Source organism: Streptomyces sp. NPDC001204 (assembly GCF_053598035.1).
The window spans coordinates 83727-108603 of record NZ_JBSFJL010000033.1 but is presented as its reverse complement, the minus strand read 5'-3'; the positions used below and the strand labels follow the sequence as shown (position 1 = coordinate 108603).

General features: G+C 72.7%; 22 protein-coding genes. 10 read left to right on the top strand and 12 right to left on the bottom strand.

The window, feature by feature from the left end:
• The first annotated feature begins 604 nt into the window (after positions 1-604).
• Complete coding sequence (trpS, locus tag ACWC91_RS33545; RefSeq protein WP_225076865.1) at positions 605-1606, top strand: tryptophan--tRNA ligase; 1002 nt, start codon at positions 605-607, stop codon at positions 1604-1606.
• A 47-nt stretch (positions 1607-1653) separates the two neighbouring features.
• Here trpS and proC read toward each other — a convergent pair whose 3' ends face one another.
• From proC to ACWC91_RS33515, 6 genes are all read right to left on the bottom strand, one after another.
• On the bottom strand, positions 1654-2463 hold the full coding sequence (gene proC / locus ACWC91_RS33540; protein WP_225076866.1) for a pyrroline-5-carboxylate reductase: 810 nt from the start codon (positions 2461-2463) through the stop codon (positions 1654-1656).
• 77 nt (positions 2464-2540) lie between these two features.
• Positions 2541-3314: an ABC transporter permease gene (locus ACWC91_RS33535; protein ID WP_225076867.1), complete on the bottom strand. Its 774-nt coding sequence runs from the start codon at positions 3312-3314 to the stop codon at positions 2541-2543.
• Positions 3311-4108 (bottom strand): ABC transporter ATP-binding protein, encoded by a 798-nt coding sequence (locus ACWC91_RS33530; RefSeq protein WP_225076868.1) that lies wholly within the window; start codon positions 4106-4108, stop codon positions 3311-3313. The genes ACWC91_RS33535 and ACWC91_RS33530 overlap by 4 nt, the downstream gene beginning before the upstream one ends.
• A 59-nt stretch (positions 4109-4167) precedes the next feature.
• Positions 4168-4947 carry a class I SAM-dependent methyltransferase gene (locus ACWC91_RS33525; RefSeq protein WP_450644028.1) on the bottom strand — a complete coding sequence of 260 codons (780 nt, stop codon included), beginning with the start codon at positions 4945-4947 and terminating at the stop codon, positions 4168-4170.
• Positions 4948-5032: 85 nt separating this feature from the next.
• On the bottom strand, positions 5033-5536 hold the full coding sequence (locus tag ACWC91_RS33520; protein ID WP_281157304.1) for an EamA/RhaT family transporter: 504 nt from the start codon (positions 5534-5536) through the stop codon (positions 5033-5035).
• Between the two features lie 43 nt (positions 5537-5579).
• Positions 5580-5918: an SH3 domain-containing protein gene (locus tag ACWC91_RS33515; protein ID WP_281157306.1), complete on the bottom strand. Its 339-nt coding sequence runs from the start codon at positions 5916-5918 to the stop codon at positions 5580-5582.
• A 182-nt stretch (positions 5919-6100) separates the two neighbouring features.
• Here ACWC91_RS33515 and ACWC91_RS33510 point away from each other — a divergent pair, with 182 nt between their 5' ends.
• Complete coding sequence (locus ACWC91_RS33510; protein ID WP_450644025.1) at positions 6101-8311, top strand: serine/threonine-protein kinase; 2211 nt, start codon at positions 6101-6103, stop codon at positions 8309-8311.
• Between the two features lie 119 nt (positions 8312-8430).
• Here the strand turns inward: ACWC91_RS33510 and ilvD are convergent, their stop codons facing one another.
• The 4 genes from ilvD to ACWC91_RS33490 form a co-directional block, all read right to left on the bottom strand.
• Positions 8431-10284, bottom strand: a complete 1854-nt coding sequence (ilvD, locus tag ACWC91_RS33505) for a dihydroxy-acid dehydratase (RefSeq protein WP_225076873.1) — start codon at positions 10282-10284, stop codon at positions 8431-8433.
• 272 nt (positions 10285-10556) lie between these two features.
• Positions 10557-11162, bottom strand: a complete 606-nt coding sequence (locus tag ACWC91_RS33500) for a TetR/AcrR family transcriptional regulator (protein WP_225076874.1) — start codon at positions 11160-11162, stop codon at positions 10557-10559.
• Positions 11159-11986, bottom strand: a complete 828-nt coding sequence (locus ACWC91_RS33495; protein ID WP_225076875.1) for a sugar phosphate isomerase/epimerase family protein — start codon at positions 11984-11986, stop codon at positions 11159-11161. The genes ACWC91_RS33500 and ACWC91_RS33495 overlap by 4 nt, the downstream gene beginning before the upstream one ends.
• Positions 11987-12049: 63 nt before the next feature.
• A complete protein-coding gene (locus ACWC91_RS33490) occupies positions 12050-12976 on the bottom strand; it encodes a Ppx/GppA phosphatase family protein (RefSeq protein ID WP_281157309.1) in 927 nt (308 codons plus the stop codon).
• A gap of 107 nt (positions 12977-13083) precedes the next feature.
• Between ACWC91_RS33490 and ACWC91_RS33485 the strand changes: the two genes are divergently transcribed.
• Positions 13084-13914 carry a hypothetical protein gene (locus tag ACWC91_RS33485; RefSeq protein WP_225076877.1) on the top strand — a complete coding sequence of 277 codons (831 nt, stop codon included), beginning with the start codon at positions 13084-13086 and terminating at the stop codon, positions 13912-13914.
• A 95-nt stretch (positions 13915-14009) separates the two neighbouring features.
• Here the strand turns inward: ACWC91_RS33485 and ACWC91_RS33480 are convergent, their stop codons facing one another.
• Entirely contained in the window at positions 14010-15827 is a 1818-nt protein-coding gene (locus ACWC91_RS33480; RefSeq protein ID WP_225076878.1) for a BACON domain-containing protein, read from the bottom strand.
• A 257-nt stretch (positions 15828-16084) separates the two neighbouring features.
• Here ACWC91_RS33480 and radA point away from each other — a divergent pair, with 257 nt between their 5' ends.
• Positions 16085-17494, top strand: coding sequence for a DNA repair protein RadA (radA, locus tag ACWC91_RS33475; RefSeq protein ID WP_225076879.1), 1410 nt, complete (start codon positions 16085-16087; stop codon positions 17492-17494).
• Positions 17495-17575: 81 nt separating this feature from the next.
• Positions 17576-18700 (top strand): DNA integrity scanning diadenylate cyclase DisA, encoded by a 1125-nt coding sequence (disA, locus tag ACWC91_RS33470; protein ID WP_141359566.1) that lies wholly within the window; start codon positions 17576-17578, stop codon positions 18698-18700.
• A 159-nt stretch (positions 18701-18859) separates the two neighbouring features.
• Here the strand turns inward: disA and ACWC91_RS33465 are convergent, their stop codons facing one another.
• On the bottom strand, positions 18860-19711 hold the full coding sequence (locus ACWC91_RS33465; RefSeq protein WP_450640238.1) for a hypothetical protein: 852 nt from the start codon (positions 19709-19711) through the stop codon (positions 18860-18862).
• Between the two features lie 203 nt (positions 19712-19914).
• Between ACWC91_RS33465 and ACWC91_RS33460 the strand changes: the two genes are divergently transcribed.
• From ACWC91_RS33460 to cseC, 5 genes are all read left to right on the top strand, one after another.
• Positions 19915-20901, top strand: a complete 987-nt coding sequence (locus tag ACWC91_RS33460; protein WP_225076881.1) for an HhH-GPD family protein — start codon at positions 19915-19917, stop codon at positions 20899-20901.
• Positions 20902-21291: 390 nt separating this feature from the next.
• Positions 21292-21831, top strand: coding sequence for a SigE family RNA polymerase sigma factor (locus ACWC91_RS33455; RefSeq protein ID WP_100568556.1), 540 nt, complete (start codon positions 21292-21294; stop codon positions 21829-21831).
• Positions 21819-22484: a hypothetical protein gene (locus ACWC91_RS33450; protein WP_225076882.1), complete on the top strand. Its 666-nt coding sequence runs from the start codon at positions 21819-21821 to the stop codon at positions 22482-22484. The genes ACWC91_RS33455 and ACWC91_RS33450 overlap by 13 nt, the downstream gene beginning before the upstream one ends.
• A gap of 223 nt (positions 22485-22707) precedes the next feature.
• Positions 22708-23409, top strand: a complete 702-nt coding sequence (gene cseB, locus ACWC91_RS33445) for a two-component system response regulator CseB (RefSeq protein ID WP_141359570.1) — start codon at positions 22708-22710, stop codon at positions 23407-23409.
• A gap of 11 nt (positions 23410-23420) precedes the next feature.
• On the top strand, positions 23421-24770 hold the full coding sequence (cseC, locus tag ACWC91_RS33440; RefSeq protein WP_281157055.1) for a two-component system sensor histidine kinase CseC: 1350 nt from the start codon (positions 23421-23423) through the stop codon (positions 24768-24770).
• Positions 24771-24877: the final 107 nt, after the last annotated feature.

Here is a 24877-nt window from a genome sequence, read left to right as displayed (position 1 = left end):
TTCCCTTCGGTGTTTCCGACTCTATCAGATCTTTTTCCGATCCGATTTCCTCGGCGCTTTCCAGTTCTTCGCTCTCGCGTTTCCCTTTCCGGCGGCTCCGACTCTATCAGATCCTTTCTCGACCTGATCCCCAGTCAGCGGGGTTTGTCTTCGCGACCGTTGGGCCGTTCCGACGAGTGAGACTTTAGCGGATTCCCTGCTCCCGTGCGAATCGGGGGCTGCGTCCTTTCGGGCGCGGATTCCTCATTCCATGAATACGCATGCCATGCCGCGACAACAGACAGACTGCGACTGCCGTCGAGTAAGGGCTGGTACTTAGGAATGGTTGTCCGGGGACCGACCGAAGTCGGCTCTCACGTCGGGCAACTCGGAGAACACTACGTATCCCTGCGAGGTGTGTCAACTCACGGGCGGACGGCACCCCGAGGTCCTATCCTGGGGCCATGACTACGCGTACGTGCACCTGTCTGTGGTGGGCCGCCTGACGGCGGCCGTACTCACGTATGCATCCAACGGCCGCCACCTCGGCGGCCGTTCTCGTATCTCCCTCCAGGACTCCGGGGGCCGGCCGAGCGGGGACGGCGGCTCGACCAGGAGGTGGAGTGTGGAGAGGACTCGGGTCTTCAGCGGGGTCAAGCCGACGGGACACCTGACGCTGGGGAACTACCTGGGCGCCATGCGGCGGTGGGCCGAGGTGGACCAGCACCGGTCGGAGGCGCTGTTCTGCGTCGTCGACCTGCATGCGCTGACCGTGGACCACGACCCGGCGCGGGTGCGCAGACTCAGCCGGCAGGCGGCGACGCTGCTGCTGGCGGCGGGGCTCGATCCGGAACTGTGCACCCTGTTCGTGCAGAGCCACGTGGACGAACACGCCCGGCTGTCGTACCTGCTGGAGTGCGTGGCCACGGACGGCGAGATGCGGCGGATGATCCAGTACAAGGAGAAGGCGGCGCGCGAGCAGCGGCGGGGCGGGAGCGTACGGCTGTCGCTGCTGACGTATCCGGTGCTGATGGCGGCGGACATCCTGGCGTACGGAACGGACGAGGTGCCGGTCGGTGACGACCAGACGCAGCACGTGGAGCTGACCCGTGATCTGGCGGTGCGGTTCAACCAGCGGTACGGGCACACGTTCGTGGTGCCGAAGGCGACGCCTCCGAAGGTGGGGGCGCGGGTGATGAACCTCCAGGACCCGGTGTCGAAGATGGGGAAGTCGGACGACTCCGGGCCGGGCATCGTCTATCTGCTCGACGAGCCGGAGGTCGTGGAGAAGAAGGTCATGCGGGCGGTGACCGACAGCGGGCGGGACGTCGTCTACGACCCGCAGGAGCGGCCCGGCCTGGCCAATCTGCTGGAGATCCTGGCCGCTTGTCAGGGCGGGAACCCGGAAGCCCTGGGCGGTGTATATGAGTCGTACGGCGCTTTGAAGAAGGACACCGCGGAGGCCGTGGTCGAGCTTCTCAGGCCGGTACAGGCAAGGCACAGGGAGCTGTGCGCGGATCCCGCGTATGTGGAAGGGGTGTTGCGCAGGGGTGCGGAGAAGGCCAGGGAGATGGCGCGGCCGAGAGTGGACGCGGCGTACCGGGCGATCGGGTTGCTGCCCGCCTGAGGGGAGGGCGGCTGGGCGGGCGGCCTGCGCCGACCGCCCGGTGCCGGTCAGTTGTTGCCGGAGGCCAGCTCGCGGCTGCGGTCGCGGGCGGCTTCCAGCGCGGCGATGAGCGCGGCGCGCACGCCGTGGTTCTCCAGTTCGCGGATGGCGTTGATCGTCGTGCCGGCCGGCGAGGTGACGTTCTCGCGGAGTTTCACGGGGGGCTCCCCGCTGTCGCGGAGCATCACCGCGGCGCCGATCGCGGACTGGACGATCAGGTCGTGGGCCTTGTCCCGGGGCAGGCCGAGGAGGATGCCGGCGTCGGTCATGGCCTCGACCAGGTAGAAGAAGTAGGCCGGGCCCGAGCCGGAGAGGGCGGTGCAGGCGTCCTGCTGGGACTCGGGGACGCGGAGCGTCTTGCCCACGGCGCCGAAGATCTCCTCGGCGTGGGCGAGGTGTTCGGCGGTGGCGTGGGTGCCGGCGGAGATGACGGACATGGCCTCGTCGACCAGGGCGGGGGTGTTGGTCATGACGCGGACGACCGGGGTGCCGGAGGCCAGGCGCTCCTCGAAGAAGGAGGTGGGGATGCCCGCGGCGCCGCTGATGACCAGACGGTCGGCGGGGACGTGCGGGGCGAGTTCGTCGAGGAGGGTGCCCATGTCCTGGGGCTTGACGGTGAGGATCAGGGTGTCGGCGGTTTTCGCCGCTTCCGCGTTGGTGACCGGGGTGACTCCGTGGCGGGCGCGGAGTTCTTCGGCCCGTTCCGGGCGGCGGGCGGTGACCAGCAGGTCGGCGGGGGTCCAGCCGGCTCGGATCATTCCGCTGAGCAGGGCTTCGCCGATCTTTCCGGTGCCGAGAACTGCGACTTTCTGGCTCATGGTGCTCATCCTCGCACCGGTGGTCCGAAGTGCGGGTGGACCGTCCGGCTGGCGGGACACCCTCCGGTCCTGTGGGGCTATGCGGTTCGCCGCCTGAGGGTGGCCGCTCCCAGGCCGAGGACGAGCAGGGCGCAGCCCGCCACGATCAGCGCGTCGCGTACGAACGTCGTCGTCACCTCGGTGTGGCGCAGGACCTCGTTCATGGCGTCGACCGCGTAGGACATCGGGAGGACGTCGGAGACGGCCTCCAGGACGGGGTGCATGTCGGACCGCGGAGTGAACAGGCCGCAGAGGAGGAGCTGAGGGAAGATCACCGCCGGCATGAACTGGACCGCCTGGAACTCGGAGGCGGCGAAGGCGGAGACGAAGAGGCCGAGGGCGGTGCCGAGCAGTGCGTCGAGGAGGGCGACCAGCAGGAGCAGCCAGGGCGAGCCGGTGACGTCCAGGCCGAGGAACCAGACGGCCAGTCCCGTGGCCAGCGCGGACTGGACGATCGCGAGGGCGCCGAAGGCGAGCGCGTAGCCGGCGATGAGGTCGCCCTTGCCGAGCGGCATGGCGAGGAGGCGTTCGAGCGTGCCGGAGGTGCGTTCGCGCAGGGTGGCGATCGAGGTCACCAGGAACATGGTGATCAGCGGGAAGATGCCGAGGAGCGAGGCGCCGATGTTGTCGAAGGTGCGCGGGCTGCCGTCGAAGACGTAGCGCAGCAGGAGCAGCATCACACAGGGGACCAGCAGCATCAGTGCGATGGTGCGCGGGTCGTGGCGGAGCTGGCGCAGTACCCGGGCCGCGGTGGCGGTGGTGCGGGCGGCGCTCAGGGCGCGGGGGGCGTGGGGCGCGGTGGTCGTGCTCATCGTGCTGTCTCCTTGGCGCGGCCTGCTGCGACCGCCTCGTCGACCAGGTGCAGGAAGGCCGCCTCGACGGTCTCGGTGCCGGTGCGGGACCGGAGTGCTTCGGGGGTGTCGTCGGCGAGGATCCGGCCCTCGCGCATGAGGAGGAGCTGGTGGCAGCGCTCGGCCTCGTCCATGACGTGGGAGGAGACGAGGAGGGTGGCGCCTCGGGTGGCGGCGATGTCGTGGAAGAGGTTCCACAGGTCGCGGCGCAGCACGGGGTCGAGGCCGACGGTCGGTTCGTCGAGGACCAGCAGTTCGGGGGTGCCGAGGAGGGCGACCGCGAGGGAGACGCGGCTGCGCTGGCCGCCGGAGAGGTTGCCGGCGAGGGCGTCGGCGTGGCCGGTGAGGTCGACGTCGGCGATGGCCCGGCCGACGTTGTCCCGGCGGCGTTCGGCCGCCGCGCGGCCGGGGTCGAGGATCGCGGCGAAGTATTCGAGGTTCTGGCGGACGGTCAGGTCGTCGTAGACGGAGGGGGCTTGGGTGACGTAGCCGATGCGGTTGCGGAGGGTGGCGTGGCCGGCGGGCAGGCCGAGGATCTCCAGGGTGCCGTCGACCTTGGCCTGGGTGCCGGCGATGGCGCGCATGAGCGTGGACTTGCCGCAGCCGGAGGGGCCGAGGAGGCCGGTGATGCGGCCGCGCGGGACGGTGAAGCCGAGGCCCCGCAGGACGGTGCGGGGGCCTCGGACCACGGTGAGTGCTTCGGCTCGGACGGCATCCGTTTCGGGGCGGGGTGGCCCCGAAGAAATATTCATCATGCGATGATTAATGCGCGCTGGAGAGGGCGCCGTCAAGTGGGGTGAGGGGATGAGCAGCGTCAGGGTGTGGTGGCGACGAGGAGGAGGACGTCGTAGGTCTCCTCCACGAAACCGTCCGGGAAGACCTCCAGCAGGTGGTCGCGCTCCTCGGCGAGGAAGGCGTCCCTGTGTCCCTCGGGGCAGACCAGAAGGCGTGAGTGGCTGCCGAGGTTGGCGAGGTGGGTGTCGAGCGGGACCCGGCGGCTCCAGCGGACCTCGCGACGGGTGAAGCGGAGTCGTTCGGTGTGCTGTGCCTTGACGGCGCGGGCGGCGGCCGCCCCCTTCTCGGCGTAGGGGTCGATGCTGAAGAGGCGGCAGATGCGGTCGTTCTGCCGCGCGATCCACTCGATGTCGGCGGCGTCCCTGTTCCACCACAGCGCCAGGGCACCGCCCGGTCGCAGTACCCGCAGGGCCTCCGGGACGGCCCGGTCGGGGTCCGTCCAGTGCCAGGACTGGGCGTAGGTGAGGAGGTCTGCGCAGGAGTCGGCGAGCGGGAGGGCGTTGCCGTCGCCCCGCACGATCGGGATGCCGGGGCGGGTGAGGCGGAAGTGGGCCGCCATGCCGTCGCCGGGCTCGACGGCCAGCACTTCGGCGCCGCGCTCGTGCAGCAGGGCCGTCGAGATGCCGGTCCCGGCGCCGATGTCCGCGACGCGGGCGCCGGCGAGTGGCCGGCCGGTGAGTTCCTCCAGCGCGTCGAAGAGGGCGGGCGGATAGGAGGGGCGGTTCGCCGCGTACTGGGCCGCTGCGGCGTTGAAGGAGCGCGCTCGGTCCGCGTGAGTGGGCGGCGGAGATGAGGTCATACGGCCATCGTGCGACCTCGTGACCTCCCCGTGACAGGGGGTTCCGGCCGCGCGGACCGGTTCGCCGGCCGCGCGGCCCCCGCGGTCAGGAGCGGCGGCGCTTCTTGGAGGGGTTGCCGGAGCGGCGGGTGGTCCGGCGTTCGTACTGTTCGCGGGCCTGTTCGTACTCCTTGCGGTGCAGCTTCTCGCCGGGGGCCTCGACGAGCGAGCGGAAGAAGTAGGCGAGGAGGGAGCCGATGAAGCCGACGGCGAGCAGGCCGCGCAGGGAGGACTGGCGGTCGGGGTCGGGACGCTTCCCGAAACCGTCCCAGGTGTTGCGGAAGGCGAGCGCGCTGCACACCGCGAACATCACCACGACCAGGAGTTCCACGAAGGCGCCCGAGCCGGCGATCTGGAGTCCCTGGTAGGCGAAGCGGAGCACGAAGCAGGAGACGGCGGCCGCGGCGAGTGAGCCAGCGGCGACGCCGATACGGCGGGCGGTGTAGCCGTCGTCGTGGTCCACCCAGGTGGTGCCGAAGAAGCGCAGGGGCTCGGGGCGGGGCCCTGCGGAGCCCGCGGGGGTGCCCGGGGTGCCGTTGTCGTCGCTCACGGGTCGATTATGGCTCCGGGGTGCCCGCGGGCTCCGTCGGGGATCAGCCGCAGCGGCCGGCCACGTAGCCGTCGCTGCCCGTCCTCACATAGGTGTCCGAGACGTACTGGCCGCTTCCGATGTTGTTCCAGATGTTCGACGTGCCGTAGTAGCCCGACACGGTCGTACCCGGCGTCTGGCAGTAGACCGGCACCTGGGCGCCCGCGCCCAGGGTGCGGACGATGCTGTAGCCGGTGCCGGGGCCGCTGCGGACGTTGAGCTGGACGCCCGGCGCGACCGGGTAGTACTGCACGGCCGCCGCGGTCGCGACGGTTGCCGCCGCCGCGTCGCCGGCCTCCTCGGCACGCTCCCCGGCTTGTTCTTGGGCACGGTCGACAGACATGAGAAACCTCCCCCGTAACACCCCATGACTGCCATGGGCCCCGTTTGATTCCCCGGGAACGCGTTGCGAAACACATGTACGCGATTCGCACGTGGAGTCCCGCAAGCCGCCTCGGCCCGGTTCGGGTCATCGACTAGGCTCCGTGCGTCGCACGCGCGAACGAACAGCACGGGGGGTGGTCCATGACGCCACGGCGCAACACCGGTGCGGGCGCGGAAGCGGAACTTCCGGAGTACGCCGGTCACTACCGCCTCGAGTCGTGCCTGGGCTCCGGCGGCATGGGCGTGGTGCATCTGGCCCGCAGCACCTCGGGTCTGCGGCTCGCGGTGAAGGTCGTGCACGCCCAGTACGCCTGGGACCCCGAGTTCAGGGGGCGGTTCCGGCAGGAGGTCGCGGCGGCCCGGAGGGTCAGCGGCGCCTTCACCGCGCCCGTCGTCGACGCCGACCCGGAGGCCGAACGGCCCTGGATGGCCACCCTGTTCATTCCCGGCCCCACGCTCGCCGACCAGGTGAAGCAGAACGGGCCGCTGCCTCCCGCCCAGTTGCGGCGGCTGATGGCGGGGCTCGCCGAGGCGCTGCGCGACATCCACCGGGTGGGGGTCGTCCACCGCGATCTCAAGCCGAGCAACGTGCTGCTCGCCGAGGACGGGCCGAAAGTCATCGACTTCGGCATCTCCCGCCCGAAGGACAGCGAACTGCGCACCGAGACCGGCAAGTTGATCGGTACGCCGCCCTTCATGGCGCCCGAGCAGTTCCGCCGGCCGCGGGAGGTCGGTCCGGCGGCGGACATCTTCGCGCTCGGCTCCGTGCTGGTGCACGCGGCGACCGGGCGGGGGCCGTTCGACTCCGACAGCCCGTACATCGTCGCCTACCAGGTCGTGCACGACGAGCCCGACCTGACCGAGGTGCCGGAGGACCTGGCGCCGCTGGTGCTGCGCTGCCTGGCCAAGGAGCCCGAGGACCGGCCCACCCCGGACGAGCTGATGCGCGAACTGCGCTCGGCGGCCGCCTCGTACGACACGCAGGCGTTCATACCGGAGCCGCGGACCCCTGGGACCGGGGTGTTCTCCGGAACCGGCGGGACGGACGCGGACGGGAACCACGGCGGTGACGCGTCCCCGGCCGGGCCCCCTGACGAGGACGCCGGGGGGAAGCCGGAAGACCGTACGGGGCGGCGGTCCGGGCGGCTGACGGGGATCCTCACCGGGCGGCGCCCGCGGTCTCGGCGGCTCGCCGTGGCCGCCGGGGCCCTCGGCCTGGTCGTCGGCGGCGGACTCGCCACGGTCCAGTTGCTCGACCTCGGGATGTCTCCGCACGACTCGGCGCCGGAGAGCACTCTGCCCGGAGCCACCGCGGCCGCGTTCTCCGAGTGGGTATCCAGGCCCGTGTCCGGCGACGGCACCTCCCAGTGTTCGTACGGGGCCGGAAAGCTGTTCTGCGCGCGGCCCGGACTGGTCTACGCCCTCGATCCGGCGAACGGAAGCCTGCTGTGGCGGCACTCCGTACCCAAGATGGTCACCGGTGTGCCGCCGGTCGTCGCGGGTGGTCTGGTGCAGCCGATGACGGACCACGGCCGGCGTCTGGAGGCGCTGGACCCGGACTCGGGCAGGCCGCGCTGGCAGTCGGACGTGCCGGCCTACAGCGGAGTGCGCAGCGTCGGCGGAATGGTGCTGCTCACCGGCACGGACGGGCTGGTGCGCGCGGTCGACGCCGCGTCGGGCGAGACCAAGTGGAGCCGGCCGGTGCCCGGTCTTCCCCTGCCGCACTTCTTCGCGTTCGCCGGGGATCCGCTGGCGTACGCGGTGAGCTCGTCGCCCGACGGGACGTCCACCCGGGTCGTCGCGGTGGACCCGGCGACGGGCGATGTGCGCTGGGAGGCCCGACTGCCCGGAATGCTGACGCCCGTCGGCGGCCGGGACGGCTCCCTCGTCCTGCTCTCCGCCGAGCCTGCCTTCGGCCGGGTGGACGCCGTGGTCCGCTACACGCCGCGGACCGAGGCGTCGGTACGGGTCGCGCTGCCCGTTCCCCGCGACACGGTGCAGGCGAGCGTGCGCGGCGACGTGGTGCACCTGCTGGGCGGCGGCGGCTCGCTGGACGCGGTCGACCTGGCGGCGCGGAAGGTGCGGTGGCGGCTGGAGACGGCCGTGAGCCGGGGTTCCACGCCGATCGCCGACGCCCGCCACGTGTACTTCCTCGCCGGGGACGGGCGGCTGCTGGCGGTCGGGGCGCGCACCGGGCGGATCGTCGGCCAGACCCAGCCGCGGCTCGGCGCGCACACGGACCGGGTGGCGGCGGAGCTGCCCGCGCCCGTGATCGTCAAGGGCCGTGTCTACTCCGGAGCCCCCGACGGCACCGTCTTCGCCGTCGACGGCCACGACCCGTCGTCCTGGTGACCCGACGAAGGGGGGCCGCCTCGCGAGAGGCGGCCCCCTTCGGGTCCGCGTGTTCAGGCCGCGTCAGCCGTCAGCCGTCAGCCGTCAGCCGTCAGCCGTCAGCCGTCAGCCGTCAGCCGTCAGCCCAGCTTCGACACGTCCCGCACGGCGCCCTTGTCGGCGCTGGTGGCCATCGCGGCGTAGGCCCGCAGCGCCGCCGACACCTTCCGGTCGCGGTCCTTCGGGACGTACGCGCCGTTCAGGGCCTGCTCACGGCGGGACAGCTCCGCGTCGTCGACGAGCAGGTCGATGGAGCGGTTCGGGATGTCGATACGGATGCGGTCGCCGTCCTCGACGAACGCGATCGTGCCACCGGAGGCCGCCTCGGGCGAGGCGTGGCCGATGGACAGGCCCGAGGTGCCGCCGGAGAAGCGGCCGTCCGTGATCAGCGCGCAGCTCTTGCCCAGGCCGCGGCCCTTCAGGTACGAGGTCGGGTAGAGCATCTCCTGCATGCCGGGGCCGCCCTTGGGGCCCTCGTAGCGGATGACGACGACGTCGCCCTCCTTGATCTGCTGGGTGAGGATCTTCTGGACGGCCTCCTCCTGCGACTCGCAGACGACCGCCGGGCCCTCGAAGGTCCAGATCGACTCGTCGACGCCCGCGGTCTTCACCACGCAGCCGTCCACGGCCAGGTTGCCCTTGAGCACCGCCAGGCCGCCGTCCTTGGAGTAGGCGTGCTCGGCGGAGCGGATGCAGCCGTCGGCGGCGTCGGTGTCCAGAGCCTCCCAGCGCTCGGACTGGGAGAAGGCCTCCGCCGAGCGCACACAGCCCGGGGCCGCGTGCCACAGCTCGACCGCCTCCGGGGACGGAGAGCCGCCGCGCACGTCCCAGGTCTTGAGCCAGTCCCCCAGGGAGGGGCTGTGCACCGCGTGCACGTCCTCGTTCAGCAGGCCCGCGCGGTGCAGCTCGCCGAGCAGGGCGGGGATTCCGCCGGCGCGGTGCACGTCCTCCATGTAGTACGTGCGGTTCTTGGTGACGTTCGGCGCCACCTTCGCCAGGCAGGGCACCCTGCGGGAGACGGCGTCGATCTGCTCCAGGCCGAACTCGACACCGGCCTCCTGGGCCGCCGCCAGCAGGTGCAGGATCGTGTTGGTGGAGCCGCCCATCGCGATGTCCAGGGCCATCGCGTTCTCGAAGGCCGCGAAGGTGGCGATGTTGCGGGGCAGGACCGTCTCGTCGTCCTGCTCGTAGTGGCGGCGGACGAGGTCCATCACCGTGCGGGCCGCGTTCTCGTACAGGGCGCGGCGGGCGGTGTGGGTGGCGAGGACCGAGCCGTTGCCCGGCAGGGACAGACCGATCGCCTCGGTCAGGCAGTTCATCGAGTTGGCGGTGAACATGCCGGAACAGGAGCCGCAGGTCGGACAGGCGTTCTCCTCGATGCGGAGGATGTCCTCGTCGGAGATCTTGTCGTTGGCGGCGTCGGCGATCGCGTCGATGAGGTCGAGCGTGCGGACGGTGCCGTCGACGAGCGTGGCACGGCCGGCCTCCATGGGCCCGCCGGAGACGAAGACCGTGGGGATGTTCAGGCGCAGGGCCGCCATCAGCATGCCCGGGGTGATCTTGTCGCAGTTGGAGATGCAGATCAGGGCGTCGGCGCAGTGCGCCTCGACCATGTACTCGACGCTGTCCGCGATCAGGTCGCGCGAGGGCAGCGAGTACAGCATGCCGCCGTGGCCCATGGCGATGCCGTCGTCGACCGCGATGGTGTTGAACTCGCGCGGGATGCCGCCCGCCTCCCGGACCGCCTCGCTGACGATCCGGCCGACCGGCTGGAGGTGGGTGTGACCGGGCACGAACTCCGTGAAGCTGTTGGCGACCGCGATGATCGGCTTCCGGCCGATGTCCGCACCGGGTACACCGGAGGCGCGCATAAGGGCGCGGGCGCCCGCCATGTTGCGGCCGTGGGTGACTGTGCGGGACCTCAGCTCGGGCATCGTCGCTAGCTCCTTCGGGAAGTTCTGCCGGGCGGCAGGGAGTCGCCGGCAGAGTTCTGGCTCAGTCGAGCCTACGCCGGTCATCCAGGGGTCGGGACGCGCTGTCCGGAATACGGGACGCGTGTCTCGGTGCGGCGGGGCTGCGCGTCCCGGATCGCCGGGGCGCACACATCGCGCGACGGGCTACGCGTCCCGGAGCGGCAGGGGCGCACACATCGCGCGACGGGACTACGCGTCCCGGAGCGGCGCGACGCGCGAAAGCCGTCCGGGCGTCACGTCCCCGTGAGGTGCCGCTGCACCACGGGTGCCACCCGCGCGATGATCTGCTCCACGTCCGCCGTCGCCAGCGGCTCCACCTTGATCACGTACCGCAGGATCGCGCAGCCCACCAGCTGCGCGGCCGCCAGCTCGGCGCGCAGCTCCGCGTCGGGCAGGTCGAACCGGCCGGCGATGCGCCGCAGCAGCTGCGAGACGATCAGGCGGCGGAAGACGGCGGCCGCGGTGTCGTTGCTCAGCGCGGAGCGGACGATCGCCAGCAGGGGCGTACGGGTGGCCGGTCTCTCCCAGATGCCGAAGAAGAAGCGGGCGAACCGCTCTCCGACGCCGTCGAGCGGACCGTCGACGAGCGCCTCAGGGGCGTTCAGCGCGGGCGCGAGGACGACCTCGATCGCCGCCTCGAACACCTGCTCCTTGGTGCCGAAGTAGTGGTGGACCAGGGCGGAGTCCACTCCGGCGGCCTTGGCGATGCCGCGTACCGAGGTCTTCTCGTAGCCGCGCTCGGAGAACTCCTCGCGGGCCACGGTCAGGATGCGGTCGCGGGTGTCGGCGGCCTCCTCGCGGCGGGGGCGGCCACGGCGGCGGGTGGTGGCGCCGGTCATCGCCCGGACACCTTCACCGCGGAGGCCAGGTGCAGCCGGGTGAAGGCCAGGGCCTCGGCGAGGTCGGCCTCGCGCTCGGCGCTGGACATGGCCCGGCGGGTGTTGACCTCGATCACGACATGGCCGTCGAAACCACTGGTGGCGAGACGTTCCAGCAGTTCGGCGCAGGGCTGGGAGCCACGGCCGGGCACCAGGTGCTCGTCCTTCGCCGAGCCCCTGCCGTCGGCGAGGTGCACATGGCCGAGCCGGCCGCCCATGCGGTCGGCCATCTGGAGCGCGTCGGTGCGGGCCGTCGCGGCATGGCTGAGATCGATCGTGAAGTGGCGGTAGTCGTCCTTCGTGACGTCCCAGCCGGGGGCGTAGGCGAGCATCTCGCGGTCGCGGTAGCGCCAGGGGTACATGTTCTCCACCGCGAAGCGCACATCCGTCTCGCTCGCCATCCGCCAGACCCCGGCGACGAAGTCACGGGCGTACTGGCGCTGCCAGCGGAAGGGAGGGTGGACCACGACCGTGCTCGCGCCGAGCTTCTCCGCGGCCGCCCGGGCGCGCTGGAGCTTGGTCCAGGGGTCGGTGGACCACACCCGCTGGGTGATCAGCAGGCAGGGGGCGTGCACGGCGAGGATCGGTATCCGGTGGTAGTCGCTGAGTCTGCGCAGCGCCTCGATGTCCTGGCTGACCGGGTCGGTCCACACCATGACCTCGACGCCGTCGTATCCGAGGCGTGCGGCGATCTCGAAGGCCGTCGCCGTCGACTCCGGGTAGACGGAGGCCGTCGAAAGCGCGACCTTCGCATCCGGAATGCGTACGGGTTCGGGTTCCACCACGAGGGACAGGTTACGGGGTGCGGTGGGTGGGGGTGGGGCCCTCGGCCGCCGTTGTGGTCTTCGTCATCCCATGTGGTCGAGACGCCGCAGGATCACTCCCTCCCTGAGGGCCCACGGGCATATCTCCAGGCGTTCCACGCCGAAGAGGTCCATGGCGCCCTCGGCGACCAGGGCTCCCGCCAGGAGCTGTCCGGCCCGGCCGTCGGAGACTCCGGGGAGCTCGGAGCGCTCGCCGGACGTCATGCCGGACAGCCGCGGCACCCACGACTCCAGGGACTCCCGCTTCAGCTCGCGCTGGACGTACAGCCCCTCGGCGGAGCGTGGGGCGCCGGCCAGCCGTGCGAGCTGTTTGAAGGTCTTCGAGGTGGCGACGACGTGGTCGGGGGCGCCGAAGCGGCTGAACTCGCCGACCGTCCGCGCGATCTCGGCGCGCACATGGCGCCGCAGCGCCCTGACGTCGTCCGCGGTGGGCGGGTCGCCGGGCAGCCAGCCGGCGGTGAGCCGGCCCGCGCCGAGCGGCAGCGACACGGCCGCGTCGGGCTCCTCGTCGATGCCGTAGGCGATCTCCAGTGAGCCGCCGCCGATGTCCAGGACCAGCAGTTTCCCGGCCGACCAGCCGAACCAGCGGCGGGCGGCGAGGAAGGTGAGGCGGGCCTCCTCCGCGCCGCTGAGCACCTGGAGCCTGACCCCGGTCTCCTCCTGCACGCGGGCGAGGACGTCGTCGGCGTTGTCCGCCTCGCGCACGGCGGAGGTGGCGAACGGCAGCAGGTCCTCGACGCCCTTGTCCTCGGCGGCCTGGAGTGCTTCGCGGACCACGGCGACGAGTCTGTCGACGCCGTCGGAGCCGATCGCGCCGCTTGCGTCGAGGAGCTGTGCGAGCCGCAGTTCGGCCTTGTGCGAGTGCGCGGGCAGCGGGCGCGCGCCGGGGTGCGCGTCGACCACCAGCAGATGCACCGTGTTCGAGCCCACGTCGAGGACACCGAGTCTCATGTACGGAACGCTACTGCCACCTGGCACGTCGTCCGTCCCCGATGCCCTGTGCGAGGCACCGCTCGGGAGGGTCCCGGCACGGCTGCCCGGCGACTTACCCTGGACGGGTGCCAAAGACGAAAAAGGCGAAGACCGATAAATCGGCGAACCCGGCGAAAGCAGTGAAGCCGAAGAAGCGGGGCGCGGAATCCGACGAGAAGGGGCTCGACTTCCCGCGCGCGTGGGTGGAGTTCCCGGATCCGGCGGACGACGAGCAGGTCTTCCGCTGTGATCTGACATGGCTGACCTCTCGTTGGACCTGCATCTTCGGAAGCGGCTGCCAGGGCATCCAGGCGGGCCGCGCGGACGACGGGTGCTGCACCCTGGGCGCCCACTTCTCCGACGAGGACGACGAGAAGCGGGTCGCCGAGCACGTGGCGAGGCTCACACCGGACATCTGGCAGAACCATGCCGAGGGCGTGGAGCACGGCTGGGTGGCCGAGGACGAGGAGGGCTCCCGGCAGACGCGCCCCTTCCATGGCTCGTGCATCTTCCAGAACCGGCCCGGCTTTGCCGGCGGCATGGGCTGCTCGCTGCACATCCTCGCCCTGCGAGAGGGCCGCGAGCCGCTGGAGACGAAGCCGGACGTGTGCTGGCAGCTGCCGATCCGGCGGACCTTCGAGTGGATCGACCGGCCCGACGACACACGCGTGCTGCAGGTGTCGATCGGGGAGTACGACCGCAGGGGCTGGGGTCCGGGCGGTCACGACCTGCACTGGTGGTGCACCTCGGCGACGTCTGCGCACGGCGCGGGCGAGCCGGTGTACGTCTCCTACCGGGCCGAGCTGACCGAGCTGATGGGCAAGGCCGGCTACGACCGCCTGGTCGAGCTGTGCGAGCAGCGTCTGGCCTCCGGGCTGCCGCTGGTGGCACCGCATCCGGCGGATCCGGCCGTCTGACGGGCCGCCGGCCGCCGCCTCGGCGGCTGGCCGGAAGGCCCCGCAGGTGCCCGGGCCCGATCGCCGGCTGTGGACCCGCCGGCGATCGGGGCCCGCTACCGGCGGCCGCCCGCAGAGGCCGGGGCCGGGCATCCGCGGTCGCGCTTGGCGTGCCGGCCCGAGCCGTCGCACCCCCTGCCCTCGCGCCGTCCTCCCGGCCGGCCCTCGGCCGCGCCGGGTGTGTCGCCGCCCGCGGAGGGCGGCGGCGTGCTGTCCGGGTCGGTCGGCGACGGCTCGGTGGGAGTGGGCGTGGGGTCGGTCGTCGGCGGCGGGTCGGTCGGGGTGGGTGTGGGCTCGGAGGGCGCCGGAGTGGTCGGCGTGGGGCGCGGGCCGGACGTCGCGGACGGGTCGGCCGGGTGCCTGGGCCCGGCTCCGGAGGGCCTGGGTGCCGTGCCGTAGCCGTCGATGGAGACGACGGCACCGGCGGGCGCGATCGCCACGCGCGCGCTCCAGCGGCCGGAGGGCTCGCGCAGGTGGTCGACGTACACCTTGATCGTCAACGACTCGCCGGGCTGGAGGGTTCCCGACGAGCGGCTCGGGTAGAGCCAGGCCGCTCCGGTGGACGCGGACCAGTGGACCGGGCCTGGCCCGGCGGCGGTGAGCGTGATCAGGGTGGTGTCACCGGTGTTGTCGGCGCTCACCGTCAGGCGGCCGTCCTTGCGGCCGGTGCCGGTGACGCTGATGACCTCCACGGAGACGTCCGGCCGGCCGCTCGTGCCGAAGCGGGTGCCGGGCCCGGGCCCCGCGTTGCCGGTGTTCTCGTAGCCCCTGCCGGCCCCGTCGCCGCCGAGGGCGCCGGGGCCGTGCCCCTCGTGCGCGCTGGCGGCGGGACCGTCGGGGCCCTCGCCGACCGGGCCGCCGCGGTAGGCGGCCCACACGGCCAGCACCGGCGCGGCCACCACCGTGGCCACCACCGTGGTCGTGACGGCACGCGCGCGGAGCCGGTCCCTGCGGGCGGCGCGGTCCTTCGGGTCCATCGGGAAGCCGCGCCGGTCGAAGCGGGGAGCGGTGCTCCGCGCGCGCGGGTGGTGGGCCAGGGCCTTGTGCAGGGCCGCGCGGGGCGCGGGCAGTACGGGCAGTTCGGCGGGGGTGACGGTGGCGCCGGGCCACTGACCGGGCAGGGCGCGCTCGGCGGTGCGGCGGCAGTGCGGGCAGTCGTCGACGTGCCGGACGAGTTCGCGCCGCAGTGCCGCGCCGAGGACGAGCCGGCTGTCCCCGGTGAGGCGGGACACGCTCGGGCAGGTGCCGGTCTCCACCACGGCGAGCGCCGCGCGGGTGCGCTCCACCTCGCAGGCGGCCGCGGCGAGCAGTTCCCGCGCGGCGGCGAGGCCCATGCCGAGGACGGCGGCGACCTCGTGTGCGGCGAGGTGGTGGCGTACGGCGAGTTCGAGCGCCTCGCGCTGCTCCGGGGTGGTGCCGGCGGCCTCCGGCCAGGCGAGCTGGGCGAGTTCGCGGCGCCGCTCCCGCCGGACCTCGTCGGGGACGGGCGGCGGCACGGCCCGCGCGGCGGCGTGCCGGCCGTCGCCGGTGCGGCCCGCGGCGTGCGTGCCCTGACGTTTCTGCTTGGCCTCGGCCAGCTTGCGCAGGCACGCCCAGCGGGCCAGCGCGTACAGCCAGGCCCGGCGTTCGCCCGCGGTCCCGGGTGCGCGCTGCCCGCGCCGCTCGGCGAACACCAGCGCGTCCCCGAGGGCGGCGGTCGCCGCCTCGTGGTCGCACAGCACGGACAGGCAGTAGGTGAACAGGCCGTCGAGATAAGGCTCGTAGCGCGCGGGCAGGCGGCACGCCACGGCGTGCGCGGCAGCGCGGTCGCGCGCCTCGCGGTGTGCCCGGTGCGCACCGGTCGTGCGGGTCGAGGTGTCCGGACTGCTGCTCATCACCTGTGCGACCGTAGGCGGCCCGGGATCGTCCCTCTGTGCACCTTGAGCACTTTTAATCCGTACGGGTGAAACGATCCCTCTTAAGGGGAACGGAACCTCGGGTTCCATGACCCGTTCGAGTGTGCCCGCCCGACGACGACCGGGCGCGGGGCCGGCCCGGGGTCCCGCACGATGTCCGGCACAGGGTCCGGCGCGGGGCACGTACCGGACCACCGGCGGCCGGGCTGTCGGTGCCGGCGGTTACGGTTTTCTCCATGGCTGCCCGTACCAAGACCACCAAGGACCGCCCGTCCTACCGCTGCACGGAGTGCGGCTGGCAGACGGCCAAGTGGCTCGGCCGCTGCCCCGAGTGCCAGGCCTGGGGCACGGTCGAGGAGTACGGCACGCCCGCGGTCCGTACGACGGCGCCGGGCCGGGTCACCACCTCCGCGGTGCCCATCGGCCAGGTCGACGGCCGCCAGGCCACCGCCCGCTCCACCGGCGTGCCCGAACTCGACCGGGTCCTGGGTGGCGGGCTGGTCCCCGGCGCCGTCGTCCTCCTCGCGGGCGAGCCCGGAGTCGGCAAGTCCACGCTGCTGCTGGACGTGGCGGCCAAGTCCGCCAGCGACGAGCACCGCACGCTCTACGTCACGGGCGAGGAGTCCGCCAGCCAGGTCCGCCTGCGCGCCGACCGCATCGGCGCCATCGACGACCACCTGTATCTGGCCGCCGAGACCGATCTGGCCGCCGTCCTCGGCCACTTGGACGCGGTCAAGCCCTCCCTGCTCATCCTGGACTCGGTGCAGACGGTCGCCTCGCCCGAGATCGACGGCGCGCCCGGCGGAATGGCGCAGGTCCGCGAGGTCGCGGGCGCGCTGATCCGCGCCTCCAAGGAACGCGGCATGTCCACGCTCCTGGTGGGCCACGTCACCAAGGACGGCGCCATCGCGGGCCCGCGCCTGCTGGAGCACCTGGTCGACGTGGTGCTGCACTTCGAGGGCGACCGGCACGCGCGCCTGCGCCTGGTCCGCGGCGTCAAGAACCGCTACGGCGCGACGGACGAGGTCGGCTGCTTCGAACTGCACGACGAGGGCATCACCGGTCTGGCCGACCCGAGCGGCCTGTTCCTGACCCGCCGGGCGGAGCCCGTGCCCGGCACCTGCCTGACCGTCACCCTGGAGGGCCGCCGCCCCCTGGTCGCGGAAGTGCAGGCGCTCACCGTCGACTCCCAGATCCCCTCCCCGCGCCGCACGACGTCGGGCCTGGAGACCTCCCGGGTCTCGATGATGCTGGCCGTGCTGGAGCAGCGGGGCCGGATCAGCGCGCTGGGCAAGCGGGACATCTACTCGGCGACGGTCGGCGGGGTGAAGCTCTCCGAGCCGGCCGCGGACCTCGCGGTCGCCCTCGCGCTGGCCTCGGCGGCGAGCGACACCCCGCTGCCGAAGAACCTGGTCGCGATCGGCGAGGTGGGTCTGGCGGGCGAGGTCAGACGGGTCACCGGCGTGCAGCGCCGGCTCGCCGAGGCCCACCGCCTGGGCTTCACTCACGCCCTCGTGCCGGGCGACCCGGGCAAGGTCCCGGCGGGGATGAAGGTCCTGGAAGTGGCCGACATAGGCGACGCGCTGCGGGTCCTGCCCCGCTCGCGTCGCCGGGACGCCCCACGGGAGCAGGAGGAGCGCCGGTAGACTTTGCCCTGGTCTCGCCCGTCCGTACGACCGAGTGTGCGAAACGGCAGCGCCTGAAGAACCTGCGACCGGAGGAGTGCAGTGGCAGCCAACGACCGGGCAGCAGCTCCCGGAAAGTCCGGCGGGAGTTCCGGCGCCGATGGCCTGATGCGCGCCTCCCTGAGCGCCGTGGCACCTGGCACGGCCCTGCGGGACGGCCTCGAACGGGTGCTCCGCGGCAACACCGGCGGGCTCATCGTGCTCGGCGCCGACAAGACCGTGGAGTCGATGTGCACGGGCGGTTTCGTCCTGGACGTCGAGTTCACGGCGACCCGGCTGCGGGAGCTGTGCAAGCTGGACGGCGGCATCGTGATCTCGTCCGACCTGTCGAAGATCCTGCGCGCGGGCGTCCAGCTGGTCCCGGACCCGACGATCCCGACCGAGGAGACCGGCACCCGGCACCGTACGGCGGACCGGGTGAGCAAGCAGGTCGGCTTCCCCGTGGTCTCGGTCTCGCAGTCCATGCGGCTGATCGCCCTCTACGTCGACGGCCAGCGCCGCGTCCTGGAGGACTCCGCGGCGATCCTCTCCCGCGCCAACCAGGCCCTGGCGACCCTGGAGCGCTACAAGCTCCGCCTGGACGAGGTGGCGGGCACGCTGTCGGCGCTGGAGATCGAGGACCTGGTGACGGTCCGGGACGTCTCGGCGGTCGCGCAGCGCCTGGAGATGGTGCGCCGTATCGCGACCGAGATCGCCGAGTACGTGGTGGAGCTGGGCACCGACGGCCGCCTCCTGGCCCTCCAGCTCGACGAGTTGATCGCGGGCGTGGAGCCGGAGCGCGAACTGGTGGTGCGGGACTACGTCCCCGAGCCCACCGCCAAGCGCTCCCGCACGGTCGAGGAGGCACTGGCCGAGCTGGACAAGCTCTCCCACGCCGAGCTGCTCGAACTGTCCACCGTCGCCCGCGCCCTGGGCTACACCGGCTCCCCGGAGACCCTCGACTCCGCGGTCTCCCCGCGCGGCTTCCGCCTGCTGGCCAAGGTGCCCCGGCTGCCCGGCGCCATCATCGACCGCCTGGTCGAGCACTTCGGCGGCCTGCAGAAACTGCTCGCCGCGAGCGTCGACGACCTCCAGACGGTGGACGGTGTGGGCGAGGCGCGGGCGCGCAGCGTCCGCGAGGGCCTGTCGCGGCTGGCGGAGTCGTCGATCCTGGAGCGCTACGTCTGACCGGCGCCGGCCACGGCCGGCCCGCCTCAGGCCTCTTCGGTGACCGTTGACCCTCCTGGCTCTCCTCGGTCACCCTCGGCCCGGTCACCCTCGGCCCGGTCGGCCCGGGTCCGCTCAGCCCGGGTCCGCTCAGCCCGGGTCCGCTCAGCCCGGGTCCGCTCAGTCCTCCGACAGCACGAACGACGTCCGCTGCTTCGCGTACCCCGGCGCCTTCGCCTCGACCAGGTAGGTGCCCGCCCCGGCCGAACCGGCCGGCGGTGTCGCGCACTGCGGGGCGCTCGGCTTGCGGTCCCAGCGGACGGTGTAGGTGATGGCGCTGCCCGCCGGCACCCGGTACAGCCGGCTCCCGGCCGTCGTGGGGCAGTCGGCCGAGGACCAGTAGGCGGAGCTGCTCTCGGCCTGGCTGATCGTCACCACCGCGGACTTCGGCCCGAGATCGACCTTGCAGTCGCTGCCGGAGGAGTTCGTGGCAATCAGCTCGAACACCGGCGTCTGGCCGGGCCCGTAGGAGTTGTGCACGCTGCGCAGCGTCAACTTGACCGCGTTCGCGGTGCAGTTGGGCAGCGTGCTGCCGGCCGGCAGCACCGCACCCGGACCGCCGCCGCCCTTGGCGCCCTCGTCCCCGCCGCCGGCGGACGCGCCGGAACCGGAACCGGCGCCGTCTCCGCTCCCGCCGGAGCCGTCGGAACCGGCGGTGTCACCGGTGCCCCCGGTGTCGCCGGTCCCGGACCCCGATCCACCGGAGTCACCGCCGCCGGACTCCTTCCGGCCACCGGGGTGTTGGCTGATCGCGGGACCGGAACCGGAGGGCCCCGGCGTGATGGTCGAGGTCGAGGGCGCCGGATGCTTGCCGTCCGGCCCCTCGCCGTTGGTCTTGCGGCCCCCGCCCCCCAGGGGGACGATCCAGACGATCAGCAGCGCCAGCAGGGCGACCACGGACAGCATGACGAGCCGCCGTCGCCAGTAGATGGAGGCGGGAAGCGGACCGACCGGATTGCGCAGAGATCCCACGGCCCAAACTGTACGAGAGATCGTCGGCTTCCCCGGCCCCACCCGCCGCGCCGGCGACAACTTTTCCGGATCATCATCACGGCAACGCCCATATTCACGGGCCGCCTTGGCCTCGCCGTGATCACCCGGGCACGGTTCGTGACGACACCGGCCCGCGCCGGGTCACACGGCCGCCCACCCTCACGTGGCAGGATCGGAAGGCCATGACTGCGCCCACACTGCCCCCGCACAGCAGCCCCGACACCCCGGCCAACGCCACCGGTGCCCGGACGGGCACCGGCACGCCCGCCGGCGCCGAGGCCTCCGGCACCTCCCTCGGCCCGACTCTGCACACCCAGGTCATCACCTGGTTCGACGACCACGCCCGCGACCTGCCCTGGCGACGCCCCGATGCCGGCGCCTGGGGCGTGATGGTCAGCGAGTTCATGCTCCAGCAGACGCCGGTGAGCCGTGTGCTGCCGGTCTACGAGCAGTGGCTCGACCGCTGGCCCCGGCCCGCCGACCTCGCCAAGGAGGCACCGGGCGAGGCCGTCCGCGCCTGGGGCCGGCTCGGCTACCCGCGCCGCGCCCTGCGCCTGCACGGCGCCGCGGTCGCCATAACGGAACGGCACGGCGGCGACGTGCCGACCGAGCACGCGCAACTGCTCGCCCTGCCGGGCATCGGCGAGTACACGGCCGCGGCGGTCGCGTCCTTCGCCTACGGCCAGCGGCACGCCGTCCTGGACACCAACGTCCGCCGGGTGCTGGCCCGCGCGGTCACCGGTGTGCAGTACCCGCCGAACGCCACGACCGCCGCCGAGCGGCGTCTGGCACGCGCCCTGCTGCCCGAGGACGAGGGGACCGCGGCCCGTTGGGCGGCCGCCTCCATGGAGCTCGGCGCGCTGGTGTGCACGGCGAAGAACGAGTCGTGCCCGCGCTGCCCGATCGCCGCGCACTGTGCCTGGCGGCTCGCGGGCAAGCCCGCGCACGACGGGCCGCCGCGCCGCGGGCAGACGTACGCCGGCACGGACCGGCAGGTCCGCGGCAAGCTGCTCGCCGTGCTCCGCGAGGCCCACGCGCCCGTCCCGCAGCCGGTGCTCGACCGGGTCTGGCACGAGCCGGTCCAGCGGGCCCGGGCCCTGGACGGTCTCGTCGCGGACGGCCTGGTGGAGCCGCTGCCGGGCGGACTGTACCGACTGCCGCTGACCTGACCCACCGTCACCCGACCTCTGAAGTCCGGTGCCTGACACCCGGCATCCGACCCCGGACACCTGATTCAAAGTCACCTCACGGGCCCGCCACGCCTTCAGGACGTGTCGCGGCTGTCCGTGTCACACATCCGCACATCACTCGACCCCTCAAATCACCCTCAAAGGGGACCAATCGGGACACCGCTTTACCCCGTTCCTACTTCCGTTACACAACCGACGCACAGCCGAGGGCTGGCCGCAGGCTGCTTCGGACAGCGCCGTGACAACGCCTCCGTACCTTCATTTGCGTGCCTGTCAGGCACCGGACGGCTGCCGACCACAGCCCGTCCGCTCACGGCTTGGAGACCGGCGACAGGCGGGTCGGGAAACGGGGATCGGAGGCGGTCGTACATGGCGCAGGGAGAGGTGCTCGAGTTCGAGGAGTACGTGCGTACCCGGCAGGACGCGCTGCTGCGCAGTGCGCGCCGGCTGGTACCGGACCCGGTCGAAGCCCAGGACCTGCTCCAGACGGCACTCGCCCGGACCTACGGACGCTGGGAGGGCATCGCCGACAAGCGGCTCGCGGACGCCTATCTGCGCCGGGTGATGATCAACACGCGTACCGAGTGGTGGCGGGCCCGGAAGCTGGAGGAGGTCCCCACCGAGCAGCTCCCGGACGCCCGCGTCGAGGACTCCACCGAGCAGCACGCCGACCGCGCGCTCCTCATGGACATCCTGAAAGTGCTCGCTCCCAAACAGCGCAGTGTCGTGGTGCTGCGACACTGGGAGCAGATGTCCACGGAGGAGACGGCCGCCGCCCTCGGCATGTCGGCGGGTACGGTCAAGAGCACGCTGCACCGGGCGCTCGCCCGGCTCCGCGAGGAGCTGGAGGCGCGCGATCTGGACGCACGCGCGCTGGAGCGTGAGGAGCGGGAGCGTTGCGCGGCCTGACCGGCAGGGGTACAGGCTCGGGGCCCAGGCGCGCCCGGGACACCTTCCAGGCGGCGATCACGGCGGCGGCCGTGCTCGCCGCCCTCGCCCTTTCCGCGTCCGCCTGCGGCACCGGGGGGACCGGCGCGCGCGACGAGGGGCCGGCCCGCGCCGGCTCGGTGGCGGGCACCGTCCCGGCCCCCTCCCCCGACCCCACCGGCCGGGCCCAGCAGGTGGACGCGGTCCGGCTGATCAAGGACGACCCGCAGGTCTCGGCCGCGGTCAAGCGCGGCCTCAAGCCGTGTGTGGCCGACGACTACCCCGTCGACGTGTCGTACGGCGACCTGACCTCGGGATCGGCCGAGGACATCGTCGTCAACGTGCTGACCTGCGGAGACGCGGTGGGTGTGGGCGCCTATGTGTACCGCGAGCAGGGGGGCCGGTACGAGAACGTCTTCAAGGCCGAGGAGCCCCCGGTCTACGCCGAGATCGACCGCGGCGACCTCGTGGTGACCAAGCAGGTGTACGCGCGGGGGGACCCGGTGTCGAGTCCGTCCGGCGAGGACGTGATCACGTACCGCTGGTCGGCGGGCCGGTTCACCAAGGAGTTCAGCACGCGCAACGAGTACAGCAAGGCCGTCGGGGGCATCGCGACGCCGGTCCCCGGCCACTGACGGCAGCGTGGGGGAGCTCGGGCGGCGGCCGCGCGACAATGGCGAGGGCGTGAGGCGGCCGGGGCCGCCCGTCCGGTCTCCTGGTGAACCGGTCACGGATGGACGCGTCCGGCCGCGGACGTGCCCGCACGGTGGGCCAGGAGCGCACGAAGACCAGAGCGCACGAGCAGAGCGCACGAGCAGAGCGCACGACGAGAAGCACACGAGGACTGAGAGCACCCGGATGGCAGAACAGACCCACGTCCTGTTCGTCGAGGACGACGACGTCATCCGCGAGGCCACACAGCTCGCCCTGGAGCGGGTCGGCTTCGCGGTCACGGCGATGCCCGACGGGCTGTCCGGCCTGGAGGCGTTCCGGGCCAGGCGGCCCGACATCGCGCTGCTGGACGTCATGGTTCCCGGCCTCGACGGGGTCAGCCTGTGCCGCCGCATCCGCGACGAGTCGACCGTTCCGGTGATCATGCTCTCCGCGCGGGCGGATTCCATCGACGTGGTGCTGGGTCTTGAGGCGGGCGCCGACGACTACGTGACCAAGCCGTTCGACGGCGCCGTCCTGGTCGCCCGCATCCGCGCGGTGCTGCGCCGCTTCGGGCACGCCGGCGGCGTCCGGGCCGACGCGGACCCGGCCGCGGTGGACGGCGGGGTGCTGAGCTTCGGCGACCTGGAGATCGACACTGAGGGGATGGAGGTGCGCCGGGCCGGGCAGCCGGTGGCGCTCACGCCCACGGAGATGCGGCTGCTGCTCGAGTTCTCGTCGGCTCCGGGCACGGTGCTCTCCCGGGACAAGCTCCTGGAGCGGGTGTGGGACTACGGCTGGGGCGGCGACACCCGCGTGGTCGACGTCCATGTGCAGCGGCTGCGTACGAAGATCGGCCAGGACCGCATCGAGACGGTGCGCGGCTTCGGCTACAAGCTGAAGGCCTGAGCGGGGCGGTCATGCCCGGGATCACACGGCGTCTGCTCCCCGAGCGCCTGGAACGCGCGGACATCCGCACGGGGCTGAGGTGGAAGCTCAGCGCGGCCATCGCGCTGGTCGGCGCGCTGGTGGCGGTCGCGCTCAGCCTGGTCGTGCACAACGCCGCACGGGTGTCGATGATGGACAACGCGCGCGACCTGGCGGACGAGCGGGTCCAGATCGCCCAGCGCAACTTCGAACTGTCGGGGCGGCCGAACTTCCCCGGCATCAGGATCGACGACCCGGCACTGCCCTCCGAGCTGCGGGAGAAGGTCGAGCAGGGCCGGCGTGCGACATACGTCACCGACCGCGCCGGCAAGCTGCCCGACATCTGGGCGGCCGTACCGGTCAAGGACGGCCACGTGCTGTCCCTGCACACGCACTTCACCGACCGCAGCACGAACATCCTCAACGACCTCGACCAGGCCCTGGTCATCGGCTCCATCACGGTCGTCCTCGGCGGCAGCGCGCTGGGCGTGCTCATAGGGGGTCAGCTCTCGCGCCGGCTGCGCAAGGCGGCGACCGCGGCCAACCAGGTCGCCAAGGGTGAGACGGACGTACGGGTCCGGGACGCCATCGGAGGTGTCGTACGCGACGAGACCGACGACCTCGCGCGGGCGGTGGACGCGATGGCGGACGCGCTCCAGCAGCGGCTGGAGGCGGAGCGCCGGGTCACGGCGGACATCGCGCACGAGCTGCGCACCCCGGTGACCGGGCTGCTGACGGCGGCCGAGCTGCTGCCGCCCGGCCGGCCGACGGAACTGGTCCTGGACCGCGCGAAGGCCATGCGCACGCTGGTGGAGGACGTGCTGGAGGTGGCGCGGCTCGACGGCGCCTCGGAGCGGGCCGAACTCCAGGACATCGTGCTGGGCGAGTTCGTCGCCCGGCGGGTGGCGGCCAAGGACCCGGACGTCGAGGTTCGTGTGGTGCACGAGTCCGAGGTCACCACCGACCCGCGGCGTCTGGAGCGGGTGCTGTTCAACCTGCTCGCCAACGCCGCCCGGCACGGCAAGCCGCCGATCGAGGTGACCGTCGAGGGCCGGGTCATCCGGGTGCGCGACCACGGCCCCGGCTTCCCCGAGGACCTGCTCGCCGAGGGCCCGAGCCGGTTCCGCACCGGCAGCAGGGACCGTGCCGGGCACGGCCACGGCCTCGGCCTGACCATCGCCGCGGGGCAGGCCCGCGTCCTCGGCGCCCGCCTGACCTTCCGCAACGTGCGTCCCGCGGGCGCCCCTGAGCACATCCCGGCCGAGGGCGCCGTCGCCGTCCTGTGGCTCCCCGAACACGCCCCGACGAACACGGGCAGCCATCCCCTGCTTCCGGGGCAGTGACGCCCGGTAGCGGACGTACGAGGGCCGTCCCCGGGCACTTGCCTCCGGGCCCCGGGGGCGGGCCGGCCCCGGCCACCGTGGTGCCGGCCGGCCGGGAGCTACGACCG